Below are 18,055 nucleotides of genomic sequence, written 5' to 3' on the forward strand. Positions count from 1 at the left end.
GGGTGTTCCCGCCCCGGGCGCCCCGGCCACGCAAGCGGGCACGGGGCTTCGTCGCAAAATGCTCAGCCGCGCGAGCGCGGGGCCGCCCCACGGCGCGGCGCTCGCGGCGCCGAGACGACCTCGGTGCGGCGGTCGGGCAGCGTGCGGGCGCACGACAGCAGCACGCCGCACGCGATCAGCACCGACAGCAGCGAGGTTCCCCCCTGCGACATGAAGGGCAGGGGCACACCGAGCACGGGGAAGATGCGCAGCACCACGCCGATGTTGACCAGGGCCTGGCCGACGATCCACAGCGTGATCGCACCGGCGACCATGCGCACGAAGTTGTCGTCGGTGCGACGGATGATGTGGAACGCCCCCACCGCGAAGATCGCGAACAGCACGAGTACGACGATGCACCCGATGAGTCCGAGCTCTTCGCCGATGATGGCGAAGATGTAGTCGTTGGCGGCGGCGGGCAACCAGTCGTACTTCTCCTTCGAGTTGCCCAGGCCTAGACCGAACAGGCCCCCGCTCGCGAGCCCCCAGATGCCGTGCAGCGACTGGTAGCACGAGGTGTAGTAGCACGACGCGTCGTCGGGGTTGAACAGGCTCGTGATACGGGCCATGCGGTTCTCGCTGCCGATGGCCGACACGAGCACGACCGCGACCGCCAGGACCGCGGGCACCACGAACATGCGGAGCTTGATGCCCGCGAAGAAGAGGGCGCCCAGCACCACGAGCACGAGGATCATCACCGTGCCGAGGTCTTTTCCGCCGAGCACGGTGCCGATGACGAGCACCGTGACGGGCACCACCGGGATCAGCACGTGCTTCCACGAGGTCAGCAGATGACGCTTGCGGTAGAGCACGGCGCCCATCCACAGCGCCAGGGCCAGCTTCAAGAACTCCGCGGGCTGGAACTGGAAGCCCGCGATGTTGACCCAGTTGCGGTTTCCGTACGACGCGATACCGAGCCCCGGCACGTACACGAGCATCTGGAACGCCGTGGCGAAGATCAGCACGGGCCACGCCACGCGCTTCCAGAACTGCATCGGCATCCGGCTCAAAACGAACATGAGCGGGATGCCGATCACGGCGAAGATGCCCTGTTTGAGCACGTGGTCGAACGGCGTCTGGCCGTTGTCGAGCGCCGAGGTCGCCGAGAGCACCATGACCAGGCCGAATCCGGTCAGCAGCAGGGCGGCGGAGGCGATGAGGAGGAACTCGCTCGGCACCGGGCGGAAGGCCCGGCCCAGCGAGACGCGGGCCGCGAGACCCGCGCGCGCGGATTCGTCGGGGCTCTGCCGCGGACGAGGCGCCGTCGTGGTCACGCGTGTCCTCTCAGTCCTGCGGTCGTGATGCTCCGTCGTGGCCGGCGATCCAGGCCCGCACCGCGTCGGCGAATCGCGTGCCGCGGTCGGAGTAGGACGCGAACTGATCGAAGGATGCCGCCGCCGGAGCCAGGAGAACCGTGTCTCCGTCCCGCGCCACACCCGCCGCCAGTTCGACGACCTGCGCCATGACGTCTTCAGTCTCAGCGTGGTCGACCTCGAACAGCGGCACCGCCGGGGCGTGTCGCGCGAACGCCGCGACGATGTCGTCGCGCTCGGTGCCGATCACGATGGCCGCGCGCACCGTCGCGCCGCGCGTGCGCACGAGGTCGCCGAGGTCGACACCTTTGAGCAGACCGCCCACGATCCACACGGCTCCGGGATACGCCGCCAGCGACGAGGCCGCGGCGTGCGGGTTGGTGGCCTTGGAGTCGTCGACCCACGTGACGCCCCGATGGGCGCCGACGACCTGGATGCGGTGCGGGTCGAGGCGGAAGCGCTCGAGCGTGTCGAAGATGTGCGCCGGTGTCGCTCCGAGGGAGCGGGCGAGGGCGGATGCCGCGAGGATGTTCGCCACCATGTGCGGCGCCGCGAGACCGCGCTCGGCGAGGTCGGCGATCGTCGTGAGCTCGAGGGCCGAGGTCGCGCGCTCTTCGAGGAAGGCGCGGTCGACCAGGATGCCGTCGACCACACCGAGGTCGCTCGGGCCGGGCACACCGAGGTCGAAGCCGATGGCGCGGGCGCCCTCGACGACCTCGGCGTCTTCGACCATCTCGCGGGTGGCGGCGTCGGCCTTGTTATAGACGCAGGCCACGCGCGTGCGGGCGTAGACGCCGGCTTTCGCCGCGCGGTACGCGTCGGCTCCGCCGTGCCACTCGAGGTGGTCGTCGGCGAGGTTCAGGCACACCGCGGCGTGGGGCGAGAGCGCGTCGGGGCCGCTCTGGCGGTTGAGGTACCAGAGCTGGTGGCTCGAGAGCTCGACGACGAAGACGTCGAAGCCGCTCGGGTCGCGCACCGCGTCGAGCACGGGGGTGCCGATGTTGCCGACGGGCACGGCGCGCATCCCCGCCGTCATCAGCATCTCGGCCGTGAGGCGCGTGGTAGTGGTCTTGCCGTTGGTGCCGGTGATCAGCACCCAGTCGGCGGGTCGGCCGTCGGCGCGCACGACCTTGTCGCGCACGCGCCAGGCGAGCTCCACGTCGCCCCAGAGCGCGATGTCGTGCTCGAGGCTCCAGCGGATCACCGGGTGGTGGGGCGGGAAGCCGGGCGAGGCGACGACGACCTCGGGGGCGAAGTCGGTCAGCGCCTCGGGCACGGTGTCGAGCGACCCCTCGTGCAGCGCGACGCCGATCACCGGCAGCAGCCGGGCGTACTCGGCATCCGCCCGCTCGGTCACGACGAGCACCTCGGCGCCGAGCTCGGCGAGGGTGTCGGCGACCGAGAAACCCGTGACCGACAGGCCCAGCACGGCGACGCGCAGGCCCTTCCAGTCGGCGTGCCAGCTGGTGAGGGTGGTGAGGTCGGTCATACGCGTGCAAGCCATTCGACGTAGAAGAATCCGATGCCCGAGACGGCGAGGAGGCCCGCGATGATCCACATGCGCACGACGATGGTGACCTCCGGCCACCCGCGCATCTCGAGGTGGTGGTGCAAGGGGCTCATGAGGAACAGCCGCTTGCCCCGGGTGACCTTGAAGTAGGCCCGCTGCAGGATCACGGAGCCCGACGCGATGACGTAGACGCCCGCGATGAGCACGAGCAGGATCTCGGTGCGGGTGAGGATCGCCATCGCGGCGATGACGCCGCCGATCGCCATCGAGCCGCAGTCACCCATGAAGACCTTGGCCTTGGGCGCGTTCCACCAGAGGAACCCCACCAGGGCGCCCACGAACGAGGCCGACACGATGGCGAGGTCGAAGGGATCGCGCACCGCGTAGCAGCCGGCCTGGACCGTCGGGTCGAGAGCCTCGGCGCACATCTGCTTGTTCTGCCAGAAGGCCATGAGGCTGTAGGCGCCCACGACGAAGATGCCCGAGCCCGCGGCCAGGCCGTCGAGGCCGTCGGCGACATTGACGGAGTTGGATGCCGCCGTGCCGATGAACGAGATCCATGCCAGGTAGAGCAGCCAGCCGAGGATGGGGCCCAGGGCGAACAGAGAGAGCACCTGAATGTCGCGGAACACGGAGATGTACTCCGACGCCGGCGTCTGTCCGATGGCGTTGGGGAAGTTCAGGGCGACGATGGCGAAGGGCACGGCCACGATCACCTGGCCGGCGATCTTGCGCCACCCCGACAGCCCGAGGCTGTTCTGGTAGTGCACCTTCATGTAGTCGTCGATGAAGCCGACCACGCCGAAGCCGAGCATGAGCCACAGTACGAGCAGACCCGAGATCGTCGGCGGGTTGTTGCCGGCGAACGAGCCGATCAGGTAGCCGACGATCGTGCCGAGGATGAAGATCGTGCCGCCCATCGTGGGCGTGCCGCGCTTGGCCCCGTGCGAGGGGTTGTGCACGTTCTCGGGCGTGCGGATGACCTGGCCCCAGCCCCACTTGCGGAACCAGCGCAGGAACACCGGCGTGAGGAACAGGGTGAACGCCAGCGAGATCGCCGCCGCGGTCAGAAGTGATCTCACGCGAAGAGCTCCCCGAGTCGGTCGCCGAGGTGTCGCAGCCCGGCCGAGTTGGACGACTTCACCAGCACGCGGTCGCCGTCGCGCAGCTCGGTCGAGAGGTAGTCGAACGCGGCGTCGGCGTCGGCGAAGAACACCGCCTCACCGTCCCACGAGCCCTGAGCGATCGCCTCGAGGTACATGCGGCGCGCCTCGGGCCCGATCACGACGATCCGCTGGATGCGCAAGCGCACGGCGAGCAGGCCGACCCGGTCGTGCTCCTCGTCGGCGTACTCCCCCAGCTCGCTCATCGCACCGAGCACGGCCACCGTGCGCTCGTCGGGGCCGGTGATCTGCGCGAGGGTGCGGAGAGCTGCGGCCATCGAGTCGGGGCTGGCGTTGTAGGCGTCGTTGATGATGCGCACGCGGTCGGAGCCGAGCGGCTGCATGCGCCAGCGCTCGGCGATCTCGACGGTCTCGAGGCGCGCGATCGCGTCGGCCGCGGACACGCCGAGGGCGGTGGCGGCGGCCAGGGCGGCGAGGGCGTTCATCACGTGGTGCTCACCGAGCACCCGCAGGGTGAGGGTGAAGGGTTCTCCGTCGACCAGCAGGTCGGCGCGGGTGCCGGATGCCGAGACCCCGACGTCGACCGCGCGCACCTCGGCCCGCTCGCCGCGGCCGAACCAGCGCACCTGCTGGCCGCGCTCGCGCGCGATCGGCTCCATCGCTGCGACGCGGGGATCGTCGGCGTTCAGCACGGCGAGACCGCCCTCGCGGGTGGCCTTCACCAGCTCGCTCTTGGCGTGGAACGTCGATTCGATGCCGCCGAAGCCTCCGGCGTGGGCCATGCCCACCATCAGCACGACGCCGATGTCGGGGGTCACCAGGCCCGCGAGGCGCGCAATCGCACCGGGGGCACTGGCGCCGAACTCGCTCACGAGGTAGCGCGTGGCATCCGTCACCCGGAGCATCGTCAGCGGCGCGCCGACCTCGTTGTTGAACGAGGCGCGCGGGGCGACCGTCTCGCCCTCGCCCTCGAGGATGCGCGCGAGGAGGTTCTTGGTGGTCGTCTTGCCGTTGGAGCCCGTGATGCCGACGATCTTGAGGTCGCCGTGCGCGCGCACGCGCGCGACGACGTCGCGGGCCAGGTCGGCGAGGGCGGCCACGACGTCGGCGACGACGATCTGGCTCACCTCGGCCTCGACCTCGCGCTCGACGATCGCGAGAGCCGCTCCCCGCTCGACGGCGGTGCCGACGAACAGGTGACCGTCGGTGGTCTCACCGGGCTTGGCGACGAAGATGTCGCCGCGCTCGATGAGGCGCGAGTCGGTGTCGACGAGTCCCGAGACCGTGGTGTCGGGGGTGTCGCCGGAGCGGACGACGAGGCGCCCGCCGAGCACGTCGGCGAGGTGGGAGAGGCTGGTGGAGATCATTGCTGTGCGGACGCCCTTTCCGTGTCGCATTCGTTACCGAGACGAGACCGGCGTCGGCGGTGTCTCAGCCGAACTTGGGCAGTTCGGGGGTCGTGGTTCCGGACGGGATCACGCGGTAGGTCTTGAGAACCTGCGTGAGGGCCTTCTGGAACGCGGGGGCGGTGGCCGCGGACGATTTTACCGTCCGCGGTTCGTCGAGGTTGACCTCGACCACGTACTGGGGGTCGTCGGCGGGAGCGAAACCGATCATCGTCGTGAAGTACGCGTCGCCCTTGTAGGCCCCCGTGGTGGGGTCGGTCTTCTCACCGGTACCGGTCTTGATGGCGATGCGGTAGCCGGGGATCGCGACCTGCTTGGCCAGGGTCCCCTGAGTGGCGACGTTCTCGAGCATGAGTCCGACCTGGTGCGCCGCGTCGGCCGAGACCACGCGCTCGCCCTGGGCGTCGGGCACGTCGGTGACGGTGCCGTCGGCCGCGGTGCAGCCCTCGACGATCGAGAGCGGGATGCGCACTCCCCCGTTGGCGATGGTCTGGTACGCCCCGGCCAGCTGCGGCACGGTAACCGAGATGCCCTGGCCGAAGGTCGTGTTGTAGAACGTCTGCTTGTCCCACCCGGCGGGGTCGCGCATGATGCCGCCCGATTCGCCGGGGAACCCGACGGCGGTCTGCTGCGTGAGGCCGAACTTCTCGAGGTACGACACACGGGTGTCGAGCGGGATCATCTCGCCGAACTTCGAGATGCCGACGTTCGAGGAGTCGATGAGCACGCCCGTGAGGGTGTAGTTGTTCGCGGGGTGCGAGAACGAGTCGGAAACGCGCGAGCCGCCGGGGAGCGTCTCGCTCGACGACGCGGTCACGGTGGTGTCGGAGGTGAACGATCCGCTGTCCAGACCGATCGCCGCCGTGATGGCCTTCATCGTCGAGCCCGGCTCGTTGGGGTTGCCGAACGCCGCGCTGCCGCGGTCGTTCTCGGGCGTCGCGGTGGGGTCGTTGGGGTCGACCGAGGGGTACTCCGCGAGGGCGCGGATCTTGCCGGTCTTCGCTTCGACCACCGTGATGGTGCCCGACAGCGAGCCGGTGTTCTGCACCTGCTCGGCGATGAGCTGCTGGAGGTACCACTGCAGGTCGCGGTCGATCGTGAGCTTGAGCGTGCCGCCGTCGACGGCGGGCTGGGTGACGACCTCGGTGCCCGGGAGCACGACGCCGTCGCGGCTCTGCTGGAAGACGACCTTGCCGTTGCTCGAGGCCAGGCACGCGTTGTCGGCCCCCTCGAGGCCCGCGAGGGGCTGTCCGTCGCTGCCGACGAAGCCGAGCAGGTTGCCGGCGACCGCGCCGTCGGGGTACATGCGTCCGGCCTGCGGCGGGAAGCTGAGGAACGGCAGGTGCAGGTCGACCAGCGCACGGTACTGCTCGGTCGAGACGCTCCGCGCGATCATGGCGTACCGCGAGTCGGGGTTCTCGGCCACGGCGTCGGTGACGATCTTCTCGACGTCGGAGGCCTCCTGGCCCGTGACCGAGGCGATCTGCGCGGCCAGCACGGGCCACTCGGTGGTGGTGCCGTCTTCGTCGTCGTCGTCGGTGCGGGTGGTGATGCCCTCGACCGCGAGCTTCGGGTCGATCTGCACGTCGTAGCGGTTGACGGCGGATGCCAGGGTGACGCCGTTCTCATCGACGATCGAGCCCCGCGAGCCGTACTCGGTGCGCGAGCTCTCGAGGCCCATCGCGAGCGAGTCGTCGACGTGGGTGCGTGCGTTGACGACCTGGATGTCGACGAGGCGCACCACGAAGGCGAGCAGGACGACGAGGACGATCGAGAGGGCGACGACGGTGCGACGCCGCGGGGACCGGGAGGTTGTCGTCGTCATGGCTCTCATCGTGTCGCGGGAGTCGGCAGACCGTCGCTGATCGACGGGGGTGTCGCGGATCCGGCGGGCGGGGTGGCCGCACCGGTCGTCGTCGCCCCGGCCGTGGCGTCGGCCGCGGGAGCCTCCGTCGTGGCGCCGTCGGCCGTCGTCGAGGCAGCGGGGTCGGTCACGAGCGGCACGCCGGCGATGAGCGCGTTGCGCACGGAGCCGCGCCCCATGGCATCCACCGACGACACCGCGTCGGCGGGCTTGTCGGAGCCGATCACGGCCCCGTCGCTCAGGCGCAGGTAGGTCGGCGATTCGTCGATCACCATGCCCAGCGCGGCGGCGTTGGCGGCGAGGTACTGCGGCGAGGCGAGCCCGGCGCTCTCGTCGTTCAGGATCTGCTTCTGGTACGTCAGGTCGCGCTGCTGCTGGGTGAGCGAGGCGATCTCGAACGAGCTCTGGGTGGTGAGGATGCCGAGGCCCATCTGCACGAGCACGATTACGAGGGCACCCGTGACCGCGATGACGCCGAAGAGGCGACGCGGCGCGCGTCGACGGGCGGTGGCGGGGACGACGGTGAGCCGCCGCTCGCGGACCGGCGTCGGGAAATCGGGTTCCGCGAAGACGTCGTGAACCCGGAGATCGATGGCCTGTGGTGCACTCATGCGTCCTCCTGGATTCGCTCGGCCGCCCGCAGGCGAACGGGGGTGGCGCGGGGGTTCACCGCGCGTTCTTCGTCGGATGCCAACTCGGCACCGCGCACGAGCAGCTTGAATTTCGGCGCGTGCTCGGGCAGTTCGACCGGCAGGCCGCGCGGGGCGGTCGAGGTCGACGCGTCGGCGAACACGCGCTTGACCAGTCGGTCTTCGAGCGACTGGTACGACAGCACGACGATGCGGCCGCCGACGCCCAGCACCTTGAGAGCCGCGGGGATCGTGCGCTCGAGCACCGAGAGCTCGGCGTTGACCTCGATGCGCAGGGCCTGGAAGACGCGCTTGGCGGGGTGCCGCTCGCGCAGCACCGCGGCCGGGGTCGCGGCCTGCAGCACGTCGACGAGCTGGCCCGAGCGTTCGAGAGGAGCCTCGGCGCGGGCGGCGATGATGGCGCGGGCGTAGCGTCCGGCGAGCTTCTCTTCGCCGTACCGCTCGAAGATGCGGCGCAGGTCGCCCTCGCCGTAGGTGGCGAGCACCTCGGCGGCGGTCACGCCGGTGGTCTGGTCCATGCGCATGTCGAGCGGGGCGTCCTGCGCGTAGGCGAACCCGCGGGAGGCCTCGTCGAGCTGCAGCGACGAGACGCCCAGGTCGAACAGGATGCCGTCGACCTTCGAGACGCCGGCGGATGCCACGGCCTCGGCGATGCCGTCGTAGACGGTGTGCACGAGGGTGACGCGGTCGCCGAAACGCTGGAGGCGCTCCCCCGCGATGCGCAGGGCGTCGGTGTCGCGGTCGAGGCCGATGAGCCGCGCTTCGGGGAAGCGCTCGAGGAAGGCCTCGGAGTGCCCGCCCATGCCGAGCGTGCCGTCGACGAAGACGGATCCGGGCTTCTGCAGGGCGGGACCGAGCAGTTCGGCGCAGCGCTCGAGGAGAACGGGAGTGTGGATGTCGCGGATGTCCATGATGTCGGGGTCCGATCCTTCGGCTCTGATCCCCATCCGCTCGACCTGGCGCCGGGGAAGTGCGTCAGGGCGTGCGGCTGGGCATCACAGCCGGAGGGTCAGAACAGTCCCGGGATCACCTCCTGCTCCATCTCGGCGTACGTCTCTTCGTTGCTCTCGGCGTAGGTGTTCCAGGCCTCGGCGTCCCAGATCTCGGCGTGGGCTCCGACGCCGGTGACGACGAGCTCGCGCCCGAGGCCGGCGTAGGTGCGCAGCGCCGGCGGAACGGTGATGCGGTTCTGGCTGTCGGGCTTCTCGGCGCTGGCCCCCGAGAGGAACATGCGCAGGAAGTCGCGGGCCTGCTTGTTGCTGAGCGGGGCCTCGCGGATCCGCTCGTGAACGCGCTCAAACTCCTCGGTGCTGAACACGTAGAGGCAGCGGTCCTGCCCGCGCGTGATCACCACTCCGGCGCCGAGATCGTCACGGAACTTCGCCGGCAGGATGACCCGACCCTTGTCGTCGAGCTTGGGTGTGTGCGTACCGAGCAGCATTCGGGCGTCCACCCCCTTCGTCCGGCCTGCGAAGTTTCCCCCACTTTACTCCACGGTCCTCCACTTTGCTATCGAAAACCCACTCTTCTCGCGATGGACGTCGCCGTGTACTGTGTCCGGACGCAGGACGGCGCACGTCGAAGATCGGCGTAAATCCGCGGTTCAGCGGGCTCAGCGGGCGGTGGCGACACCGCGAGTGGAGCGAAAGGGAGGGAAAACGCGCCTCACCCTTCCTCCCCCCGCCGCTCGCCCCCTCGCGAGCGCGCCCCGTCGACGGGTCGCAAGATTGTTCCGGATGCCGCGCCCCGGGCACGAAAAAAAGCACCGGCTCCGAAGAGCCGGTGCTTCAAGAGATCTGCGAGGGATCAGCGCCCTTCGTTGCGGCGATCCCACCTGTCGTTCATGCGGTCCATGAAGGATCCGCCCGAGGCGCGCGCGGCGCGCGGCTTCGTCGAGCGGGGAGCCGACGCCACGGCGCCGCGCATCGGCGTCACCGCGAAGATCACGCCACCCACCATGAGAAGGAAGCCGAGCACACCGATCGTGATGCCGAGGACGCCCGTGTTGAAGCCGATCGACACGCCCACGACGAGGGCGCCGAGACCGGCGAGCACGAGGATCGAGCCGAGGACGATGTTGCGGTAGCTGAGGGCACGACTGGGAGCGGTCACGACGTCGGTGTCGTTACTCATGAGATGGCGTTCCATCTCATCCAGCAGACGCTGCTCCTGCTCTGACAGTGGCATGCATCCCCCTCTGTTGTTCGTTGCGGACGATTCTACGCGCGGCGTGGATCACTAGGCTAGGCCCGTGCCGACCTCCCCGGAACCGATCGAAGCTGTTTCCCAGCGACTCGACAAGTTCCTCACTGAACAGCTATCGTACGCCTCCGCACTGGGCCCTGAGGCGGAATCCCTCACCCGTGCGGGCGCCTCCGCCCTCCGGGGAGGAAAGCGCCTGCGTGCGCGTTTCTGCCTCACGGGCTGGCGGTCCGCTGGCCGCTCGAGCGCTTCGTTCGACGACGCCGCCCTCGCCGTGGCGACCTCGCTCGAAATCTTCCACGCCGCCGCCCTCGTGCACGACGACCTCGTCGACAACTCCGACACCCGCCGGGGGCAGCCCGCCGCCCACCGCGCCCTGCAGGCGGCCCACCGCGACGCCGGCTGGGCGGGCGACTCCGACGCCTTCGGCCGTTCAGGCGCGATCCTGCTCGGCGACCTGCTGGTGGCGTGGAGCGACGATCTGCTCGAGGAAGGCCTCGCGTCGAGTTCCACGGCCGCGGCCACCCGTCGCGCGTACGCGCAGATGCGCCGCGACGTGACGATCGGGCAGTTCCTCGACGTCGCTGAAGAGTCGGCCTACACCGTCTACCCCGATGAGACGCACGCCGAGCGCGCGCTGCGCGTCGCCTCGTACAAGTCGGCGCGCTACAGCATCCAGCAGCCCCTGCTGATCGGGGCCTCGCTCGCCGGCGCCGACGACGGGCAGCTCGACGCCCTCGGCCGCTTCGGCCACGACGTCGGCATGGCCTTCCAGCTGCGCGACGACGTGCTCGGGGTCTTCGGCGACAACGCGATCACCGGCAAGCCCGTCGGCGACGACCTGCGCGAGGGCAAGCGCACGGTGCTCGTCGCCTACGCCCGCGAGGCGATGCCCGCCGACGAGCGCCACGTGATCGACGCGCTGCTCGGCGACCCGGCCCTCACCGACGAGCAGATCGGCACGCTCCAGCGCGCCATCGTCGACAGCGGCGCCCTCGCGCGCACCGAGGAGCTCATCGCCGACTACGCGCGCCGCGCCGACGACGCCCTCGACGGGGCGATTCTGGATGCCGGGGCCGTCGACGAACTGCGCGCTCTGGCGCGAGCGGCGACCGAGCGCACCGCCTGAGTCGAGACGCTTCGGCCGGAAGACCCGGCGACGGCGCCGCGGGGGTGAGCCCGCGGCATCCGGATCGATCAGGCGAGGGTCGCGGCGACCCGGCGCACCTCGCTCTTGCGCCCGGCCAGCAGCGCCTCGATCGGGGGCATGCCGATGGTCTCTTCGGGGCTGAGCAGCCAGTCGATGATCTCGTCGGAGTCGAAGCCGGCGTCGTGCAGCACGATGATCGTGCCGCGCAGCGAAGCCAGGGGACGCCCGTCGACGATGAACACCGACGGCACCTTCAGAACGCCGTCGCGACGCGTGCCCACCAGGTACTGCTCGTCGAGCAGGCGGCGCACGCGCCCGTGGGCTTCGTCGAGCAGCTCCACCAGATCGGGGATGGTCAGCCAGTCGGTCGCGTAACGGGTGTTGTCGGTCACTGATTCACTATCTCACCCCGCGCGCTCATCAACCCCCCGTGCTCGCTTGTCACACGAGTCACATGCACCTCATTCGTTGACATCCACCCCACGGCATGGGACGGTGGCGGGCAGTCGGAAGAACGGAATCCCCCACCATGCGACGACTCACGCTGTCCCCCCTGCCCACCGAGACCCCCCGCCGCTCCCCCGCCGTCTGGCCCGCCGCGGTGGTCGGTTCGATCGCGCTCAGCCTGGTCGGCGAGCACGCCGCGCACGCGACCGCCCCTCTCGCCCCGTCGAGCCTCGTGCCCCCGACGGGAGCGCTCGCACCGCGCGCCGTCGTCACTCCCGCCCTCGCCGCGGCCCCTGCCGCTCTCACCTACGTCGTGCAGCCCGGCGACACCGTCTGGGGCATCGCCCGGGCCCATGGGCTCGACACTGCCTCCGTGCGGGCGGCCAACGGCATCGGCGCCGACAACGTCATCCGTCCGGGACAGGTGCTCGCGCTGACCGCCGCGCCCGCGGCATCCGCCCCCGCTCCCGAGAGCGCGCCGGCCGGAACCACCGCCGAGGTGCGCCCGGGAGACACCGTGTCGGCGATCGCCGCGCGCAACGGTGTATCGGTCGACGCGGTTCTGTCGGCGAACGGTCTGACCCGGGCCTCGATCATCTACCCGGGCCAGGTGCTGCGGATCCCCGCGGCCGGGGCCGCTCCCGCCTCCGTCGCCCCGGTCACCGCCCCCGGTCTCGACGCCGAGCAGTCCGAGAACGCGCGGCTGATCATCCGGATCGGGCGCGAACTCGGCGTCTCGGACCGCGGCATCGTCATCGCCCTCGGCACCGCCATGCAGGAGTCGTGGCTGCGCAACCTCGACTGGGGCGACCGCGACTCGCTGGGCCTGTTCCAGCAGCGGCCGAGTCAGGGCTGGGGCACGGCCGAGCAGATCCGCGACCGTGACCGATCGACCCGCGTGTTCTACGGCGGCTCGGCCGACCCCAACGGCGCCACGACCCGCGGCCTGCTCGACATCCCCGGCTGGGAGCAGCTGCCCTACGCCGACGCCGCTCAGGCCGTGCAGATCTCGGCTTACCCCGACCGTTACGCGCAGTGGGAGCAGCCCGCGACGACCTGGCTTGCCGTTCTCGGCTGATCCCGCCTCGGATCCCCAGGTGAGGGTGAGCCGTTGCCCGGCCTCACAGGGGGCTCTCCGTAGACTCGACACGTGAGCACGAGTCAGCAGGCCGACCCGCTGATCGGCCGTCTCGTCGACGGCCGGTACCGGGTCCGCGCGCGCATCGCGCGAGGCGGCATGGCGACCGTGTACGTCGCGACCGACCTGCGCCTCGAGCGCCGGGTCGCGCTGAAGGTCATGCACGGCCACCTCAGCGACGACACCGTGTTCCAGAGCCGGTTCATCCAAGAGGCCCGCTCGGCCGCGCGCCTGAGCGATCCGCACGTGGTCAACGTGTTCGACCAGGGCCAGGACGGCGAGATGGCCTACCTGGTCATGGAGTACCTGCCGGGCATCACTCTGCGCGAACTGCTGCGCGAGCACCGTCGCCTGACGGTCGACCAGACCCTCACGATCATGGATGCCATCCTGTCGGGACTCGCGGCCGCTCACCGCGCCGGCATCGTGCACCGCGACGTCAAGCCCGAGAACGTGCTGCTGGCCGAGGACGGCCGCATCAAGATCGGCGACTTCGGCCTCGCCCGCGCGACGACGGCGAACACCGCCAGCGGCGCGCAGCTGATGGGCACGATCGCCTACCTCGCCCCCGAGCTGGTCACCCGCGGCACCGCCGACGCCCGCAGCGACATCTACTCGCTCGGCATCATGCTGTACGAGATGCTCACCGGCGAGCAGCCCTACAAGGGCGAGCAGCCGATGCAGATCGCCTACCAGCACGCCACCGACTCGGTCCCCCGCCCCAGCGCGAAGAACCCGTCGGTCCCCGAGCAGCTCGACGAGCTCGTGCTGTGGTCGACCGAGCGCGAGCCCGACGACCGCCCCCTCGATGCGGCCGCGATGCTCGAGCGTCTGCGCACCGTCGAGAAGGAGCTGGGCCTGGCCCCGCAGGTGGCGCGCGCCGTCTCGGTCGGCATCACCTCCCCCGCTTCGGCCGCCGAGTCGCGCGAGCTGACGAAGGTGCTCCCGCAGACCGCATCGCTTCCGCCGGTCCCCACCGAAGAGCCCGACAACGCTGCGCGCCTGCGCGCCCGCACGCGCCGACGCACCGCCCGCGGGGCATGGATCCTCGTGATCGTGCTGCTGCTCGCCGGCGGCGCCGGCCTTACCGGGTGGTACTTCGGTTCGGGTCCGGGCTCGATGGTGTCGGTACCCGACGTGTCCGGCCGCAGCTTCGCCGACGCCGAGGCCCTGCTCGCGCAGCAGCAGCTGATCGCGCAGCAGCAGGACGTGAACGATCGCGAGATCCCCGCGGGCACGACCCTCGGCTCCGACCCCGACCCGGGATCACGCCTCGATAAGGACACGGTCGTCACCGTGCTCGTCTCGGCGGGTCCCGCCACGCACCAGATCCCCTCCCTCGCCGGGCTGAGCTTCGACGAGGCGCGCTCCGTCATGGAGCAGGCGTTCGTCGGCGTCGGCGACCCGGAGAGACAGTTCACGGATGCCGCCGACGGCACGGTCCTCAGCGCGTCGATCATCCCCCGCTCGGGCGGAGACGCCTTCGACTGCACGGGCGGCTGCACCGTCTACGAGGGCGACGCGTCGGCGTTCGTCACCTCGCTGGGTCCGATCCCCGACGTGACGGGCGACTCGCAGTCCCGTGCCCAGAACGCCCTCGAGGAGGTCGGACTCGACAGCTCGGTCACCGAGGAGTACAGCAACTCGGTGGCATCCGGAAACGTCATCCGCATGGGCGACCGCGACGGCGGCGGCAACTGGCGCCCCGGCGACACCGTTCCGCTGACGGTCTCGATCGGTCCCAAGCCGGTCGAGATCCCCGGCAACATCGTGGGCATGTCGATCCGCGAGGCGGTGACGACCCTGCAGGGTCTCGGCTTCGAGGTCAACGCGGGCATCGACGACGGCACCCTCCCCCTCGGGTTCAAGTACTGGGACATCTACAAGGTGCGCTCGACCAATCCGAAGGCCGGCACGACGGCTCCGCAGGGCTCGACCATCACGATCACCCCGACGCTGTAGTCGCACGCTTCGCCCTGACGCGGCACCGTTCGTGTGGCCGAGCGTTCACATGCCTCCACGCCCGCGTCCGCGGCATCCGGAAACGTCGACGCCCCCGACCGCGGGGGTCGGGGGCGTCGCGTGTCGATGGACGCGAGTCAGCGCTTCTCGAGCTCCTCGGCCACGAGGAACGCCAGCTCGAGGCTCTGACGGTGGTTCAGGCGCGGGTCGCACAGGCTCTCGTAGCGGGTCGCGAGGGTGGCCTCGTCGATCATCTCGGACCCGCCCAGGCACTCGGTGACGTCGTCGCCGGTGAGCTCGACGTGGATGCCGCCGGGGTGCGTACCCACCGAGCGGTGCGCCTCGAAGAAGCCGCGCACCTCGTCGACCACGTCGTCGAAGCGACGGGTCTTGTAGCCGGTGGGCGTGGTGATGCCGTTGCCGTGCATCGGGTCGGTGACCCACAGCGGCGTCGCGCCCGAGTCGCGCGCGGCCTCGAGCAGCGGGGGCAGCGCGTCGCGGATCTTGCCCGCACCCATGCGCGTGATGAAGGTCAGGCGACCGGGCTCGCGCTCGGGGTCGAGCTTGTCGATGAGCGCCAGCGCCGTGTCGGTCGTCGTGGTGGGGCCGAGCTTCACGCCGATGGGGTTGCGGATCTTGGAGAAGTAGTCGACGTGCGCGCCGTCGAGCTCGCGCGTGCGCTCACCGATCCACTGGAAGTGCGACGAGGTGTTGTACGGCAGGCCCGTGCGCGAGTCGATGCGCGTCATGGGGCGCTCGTAGTCCATGAGCAGGCCCTCGTGGCCGGTGTAGAACTCGACGCGCGTGAGCTCGTCGAAGTCGGCGCCGGCGGCCTCCATGAACTTGATGGCGCGGTCGATCTCGGTCGCCATCGACTCGTACGCCTGGTTGGCGGGAGTGCTCGCGAAGCCCTTGTTCCAGCTGTGCACCTCGCGCAGGTCGGCGAAGCCACCCTGCGTGAAGGCACGGATGAGGTTCAGGGTCGACGCGGCCGTGTGGTAGCCCTTGAGCAGGCGCGCGGGGTCGGCCTTGCGCGACTCCTCGGTGAAGTCGTAGCCGTTGACGATGTCGCCGCGGTACGCCGGCAGCGTCACGTCGCCGCGCGTCTCGACGTCGCTCGAGCGGGGCTTGGCGAACTGGCCCGCCATGCGGCCCATCTTCACCACCGGCATCGAGGCGCCATAGGTCAGCACGACGGCCATCTGGAGCACCGTCTTGATGCGGTTGCGGATCTGCTCGGCGGTCGCACCGGCGAACGTCTCAGCGCAGTCACCGCCCTGCAGGAGGAACGCCTGGCCGGCGGCGGCACGCGCGAGACGGTCGCGGAGGATGTCGACCTCGCCGGCGAACACCAGCGGAGGAAGGGTCGCCAATTCTGCGGATGCCGCGGCCACAGCGGCCTCATCATACCACTGGGGCTGCTGCTTGATGGGCAGGGTTCGCCAGTGGTCGAGGTCGTGGAGCTGCTGAGTCACCCCAGAAGTCTAGTGGCGCGAGGTCGGCGCCTTCGCCGCCTGCGCGGTGGCCAGACGGTCCTTCACGGTCGAGGCGTACACGTCCTCGTACCGCTGCTCGCCGAGGCGCTGCAGGGCCACCATGATCTCGTCGGTGACCGAGCGCAGCACGTAGCGGTCGCCCTCCATGCCCTCGAAGCGCGAGAAGTCGAGCGGCTCGCCGATCACGATGCCCACCCGCCCCACGCGCGGCAGCCGCTGGCCGATGGGCATGACGGCCCCGGTGTCGACCATGACGACGGGCACGACCGGCACACGGGCCTCCAGCGCCATGCGGGCGATGCCCGTGCGGCCCCGGTAGAGGGTGCCGTCGGGGCTGCGCGTGCCCTCGGGGTAGATGCCGAGCAGTTCTCCACGGCCGAGCACGCCGAGGCCGGTGTTCAGCGAGGCCTCCGACGCCTTGCCGCCCGAGCGGTCGATGGGCAACTGCCCCGTGGCGGTGAAGAACATCCGCGTCGCCCAGCCCTTGAGGCCCTTGCCGGTGAAGTAGTCGCTCTTGGCGAGGAACGCCATGCGGCGGTCGATCATGAGCGGCAGGAAGATCGAGTCTGAGAACGACAGGTGGTTGCTGGCGAGGATCGCCGCACCCTCGACGGGGATGTTGCGCCGGCCCACCATCCACGGGCGGAACACGGCCTTGATGACCGGCCCGATCACCACGTACTTCATGAGCCAGTAGAACATCGTCAGCGCTCCTTCCCGGCGAGGTCTGCGACCCCGATGAGACCGGCGTCGTTGCCCAGGCGCGCGATCGCGAACTCCGCGACCGGACGTTCACCGTACCCCGGGAGCGAGGTCTCGTACGCGAGCTTCACCGGCACGAGCAGATCCGCGCCCAGCTGGGCGACGCCGCCGCCGATCACGAAGAGCTCGGGGTCGAGCACGGCCTGGAAGCCTCCGCACGCCTCGCCGAGGGCCGTGGCCACGCGTCGCAGCGCCTCGACGGCGCCGGGGTCACCGGCGAGCACGAGGCGCGACACGGCGGGTCCGGGGATCGCGCCGCGCTCCTCGCGGATCGCCGCGAGGGCCGCACCGATGCCGCCCTCGTCGGCGATGGCGTTCGCCTCGCGCTGCAGGGCACGACCCGAGGCGTACTGCTCGAGGCATCCGTTCTGCCCGCACCCGCACGGGTGGCCGCCGCGCACGAAGCGCATGTGCCCCAGTTCGGCGCCGATGCCGTGGCCGCCGCGGAACAGCTCGCCGTCGGTGACGACGGCACCGCCGACGCCCGTGCCCATCGTGAGCATGACCATGTCGCGCACGCCCTGGCCCGCGCCGAAGCGGTACTCGCCCCATCCGGCCGCGTTCGCGTCGTTCTCGATCGTGACGGGGGCGTCGAGGCGCTGCTCGAGGCGGGCGCGCAGCGGCTCGTCGCGCCAGTCGATGTTGGGCGCGTAGATGACGGTGCTGCGGTCGCGGCTGATGAAACCCGCCGCGGCCACGCCGATCGCGTGGATCTCGTGCGCGCGGCGCAGGTGATCGGCCATGTCGACCACCGCGTCCACGAGGGCCGCCGGGTCGATGGGGGTGTCGACGCGGAGCTTCTCGATGATGGTGCCGTCGTCGTCGACGACGCCTCCCGCGATCTTCGTGCCCCCGATGTCGATGCCGATGTTGCGCACCGCGCTCCCTTCCGGGCCGACCGTGCGGCTCGGCCCGGAGAAGTCTAGCCATGCCACGCGACCCGCATCGGAATGCGCTCGTCCTGGGGCCACGGCATCCGTGCGCATAGACTC

16 protein-coding genes are annotated in these 18,055 nt (G+C 70.4%); 3 read left to right on the forward strand and 13 right to left on the reverse strand.

What is annotated here, in order from left to right; translation table 11 throughout:
* Positions 1–62 precede the first annotated feature (62 nt).
* The 9 genes from ftsW to ABXS86_RS04430 all read right to left on the reverse strand — a co-directional run bounded on the left by ftsW (position 63) and on the right by ABXS86_RS04430 (position 10,093).
* Entirely contained in the window at positions 63–1,313 is a 1,251-nt protein-coding gene (gene ftsW, locus ABXS86_RS04390) for a putative lipid II flippase FtsW (RefSeq protein ID WP_307210406.1), read from the reverse strand.
* Positions 1,314–1,323: 10 nt separating this feature from the next.
* Entirely contained in the window at positions 1,324–2,841 is a 1,518-nt protein-coding gene (murD, locus tag ABXS86_RS04395) for a UDP-N-acetylmuramoyl-L-alanine--D-glutamate ligase (protein ID WP_353665741.1), read from the reverse strand.
* Positions 2,838–3,944, reverse strand: a complete 1,107-nt coding sequence (gene mraY / locus ABXS86_RS04400; protein ID WP_144827974.1) for a phospho-N-acetylmuramoyl-pentapeptide-transferase — start codon at positions 3,942–3,944, stop codon at positions 2,838–2,840. Before mraY ends, murD begins: the two co-directional genes overlap by 4 nt.
* Positions 3,941–5,353: a UDP-N-acetylmuramoyl-tripeptide--D-alanyl-D-alanine ligase gene (gene murF, locus ABXS86_RS04405; protein ID WP_353665742.1), complete on the reverse strand. Its 1,413-nt coding sequence runs from the start codon at positions 5,351–5,353 to the stop codon at positions 3,941–3,943. The genes mraY and murF overlap by 4 nt, the downstream gene beginning before the upstream one ends.
* A gap of 64 nt (positions 5,354–5,417) precedes the next feature.
* A complete protein-coding gene (locus ABXS86_RS04410; RefSeq protein WP_353665743.1) occupies positions 5,418–7,217 on the reverse strand; it encodes a peptidoglycan D,D-transpeptidase FtsI family protein in 1,800 nt (599 codons plus the stop codon).
* A gap of 5 nt (positions 7,218–7,222) precedes the next feature.
* Positions 7,223–7,867 carry a hypothetical protein gene (locus ABXS86_RS04415; RefSeq protein ID WP_353665744.1) on the reverse strand — a complete coding sequence of 215 codons (645 nt, stop codon included), beginning with the start codon at positions 7,865–7,867 and terminating at the stop codon, positions 7,223–7,225.
* Positions 7,864–8,817, reverse strand: coding sequence for a 16S rRNA (cytosine(1402)-N(4))-methyltransferase RsmH (rsmH, locus tag ABXS86_RS04420; protein ID WP_307210393.1), 954 nt, complete (start codon positions 8,815–8,817; stop codon positions 7,864–7,866). Before rsmH ends, ABXS86_RS04415 begins: the two co-directional genes overlap by 4 nt.
* Positions 8,818–8,915: 98 nt before the next feature.
* On the reverse strand, positions 8,916–9,347 hold the full coding sequence (gene mraZ, locus ABXS86_RS04425; RefSeq protein ID WP_013583202.1) for a division/cell wall cluster transcriptional repressor MraZ: 432 nt from the start codon (positions 9,345–9,347) through the stop codon (positions 8,916–8,918).
* A 365-nt stretch (positions 9,348–9,712) separates the two neighbouring features.
* Positions 9,713–10,093, reverse strand: a complete 381-nt coding sequence (locus ABXS86_RS04430) for a DUF3040 domain-containing protein (protein ID WP_307210390.1) — start codon at positions 10,091–10,093, stop codon at positions 9,713–9,715.
* Between the two features lie 64 nt (positions 10,094–10,157).
* On the opposite strand from ABXS86_RS04430, the gene ABXS86_RS04435 reads away from it, so the two are divergent.
* A complete protein-coding gene (locus ABXS86_RS04435; protein ID WP_353665745.1) occupies positions 10,158–11,237 on the forward strand; it encodes a polyprenyl synthetase family protein in 1,080 nt (359 codons plus the stop codon).
* Between the two features lie 68 nt (positions 11,238–11,305).
* On the opposite strand, the gene ABXS86_RS04440 is transcribed toward ABXS86_RS04435, so the two are convergent.
* Positions 11,306–11,650: an Rv2175c family DNA-binding protein gene (locus ABXS86_RS04440; RefSeq protein WP_144827995.1), complete on the reverse strand. Its 345-nt coding sequence runs from the start codon at positions 11,648–11,650 to the stop codon at positions 11,306–11,308.
* 137 nt (positions 11,651–11,787) lie between these two features.
* Between ABXS86_RS04440 and ABXS86_RS04445 the strand changes: the two genes are divergently transcribed.
* Positions 11,788–12,783, forward strand: a complete 996-nt coding sequence (locus ABXS86_RS04445; RefSeq protein ID WP_353665746.1) for a LysM peptidoglycan-binding domain-containing protein — start codon at positions 11,788–11,790, stop codon at positions 12,781–12,783.
* Between the two features lie 72 nt (positions 12,784–12,855).
* Positions 12,856–14,805 (forward strand): Stk1 family PASTA domain-containing Ser/Thr kinase, encoded by a 1,950-nt coding sequence (gene pknB / locus ABXS86_RS04450; RefSeq protein WP_353665747.1) that lies wholly within the window; start codon positions 12,856–12,858, stop codon positions 14,803–14,805.
* A gap of 137 nt (positions 14,806–14,942) precedes the next feature.
* Here pknB and ABXS86_RS04455 read toward each other — a convergent pair whose 3' ends face one another.
* From ABXS86_RS04455 to ABXS86_RS04465, 3 genes are read right to left on the reverse strand one after another with little or no spacing between them, the layout of a single operon-like run.
* Positions 14,943–16,280 (reverse strand): class II 3-deoxy-7-phosphoheptulonate synthase, encoded by a 1,338-nt coding sequence (locus ABXS86_RS04455; protein WP_353665748.1) that lies wholly within the window; start codon positions 16,278–16,280, stop codon positions 14,943–14,945.
* Between the two features lie 9 nt (positions 16,281–16,289).
* A complete protein-coding gene (locus tag ABXS86_RS04460) occupies positions 16,290–17,003 on the reverse strand; it encodes a lysophospholipid acyltransferase family protein (RefSeq protein ID WP_307210372.1) in 714 nt (237 codons plus the stop codon).
* Positions 17,004–17,005: 2 nt separating this feature from the next.
* A complete protein-coding gene (locus tag ABXS86_RS04465) occupies positions 17,006–17,941 on the reverse strand; it encodes an ROK family glucokinase (RefSeq protein ID WP_307210370.1) in 936 nt (311 codons plus the stop codon).
* Between the last annotated feature and the right edge of the window lie 114 nt (positions 17,942–18,055).

The sequence above is a fragment of the Microbacterium sp. che218 genome (genome assembly GCF_040436305.1).
In the GTDB taxonomy this organism is placed as follows: domain Bacteria; phylum Actinomycetota; class Actinomycetes; order Actinomycetales; family Microbacteriaceae; genus Microbacterium; species Microbacterium algihabitans.

Excerpts from the sequence above, each read along its gene's own strand:
- murD (WP_353665741.1), bottom strand. The coding sequence starts at position 2,841 with ATGACCGACCTCACCACCCTCACCAGCTGGCACGCCGACTGGAAGGGC.
- murF (WP_353665742.1), bottom strand. The coding sequence starts at position 5,353 with ATGATCTCCACCAGCCTCTCCCACCTCGCCGACGTGCTCGGCGGGCGC.
- ABXS86_RS04410 (WP_353665743.1), bottom strand. The coding sequence starts at position 7,217 with ATGACGACGACAACCTCCCGGTCCCCGCGGCGTCGCACCGTCGTCGCC.
- ABXS86_RS04415 (WP_353665744.1), bottom strand. The coding sequence starts at position 7,867 with ATGAGTGCACCACAGGCCATCGATCTCCGGGTTCACGACGTCTTCGCG.
- rsmH (WP_307210393.1), bottom strand. The coding sequence starts at position 8,817 with ATGGACATCCGCGACATCCACACTCCCGTTCTCCTCGAGCGCTGCGCC.
- mraZ (WP_013583202.1), bottom strand. The coding sequence starts at position 9,347 with ATGCTGCTCGGTACGCACACACCCAAGCTCGACGACAAGGGTCGGGTC.
- ABXS86_RS04430 (WP_307210390.1), bottom strand. The coding sequence starts at position 10,093 with ATGCCACTGTCAGAGCAGGAGCAGCGTCTGCTGGATGAGATGGAACGC.
- ABXS86_RS04445 (WP_353665746.1), top strand. The coding sequence starts at position 11,788 with ATGCGACGACTCACGCTGTCCCCCCTGCCCACCGAGACCCCCCGCCGC.
- ABXS86_RS04460 (WP_307210372.1), bottom strand. The coding sequence starts at position 17,003 with ATGTTCTACTGGCTCATGAAGTACGTGGTGATCGGGCCGGTCATCAAG.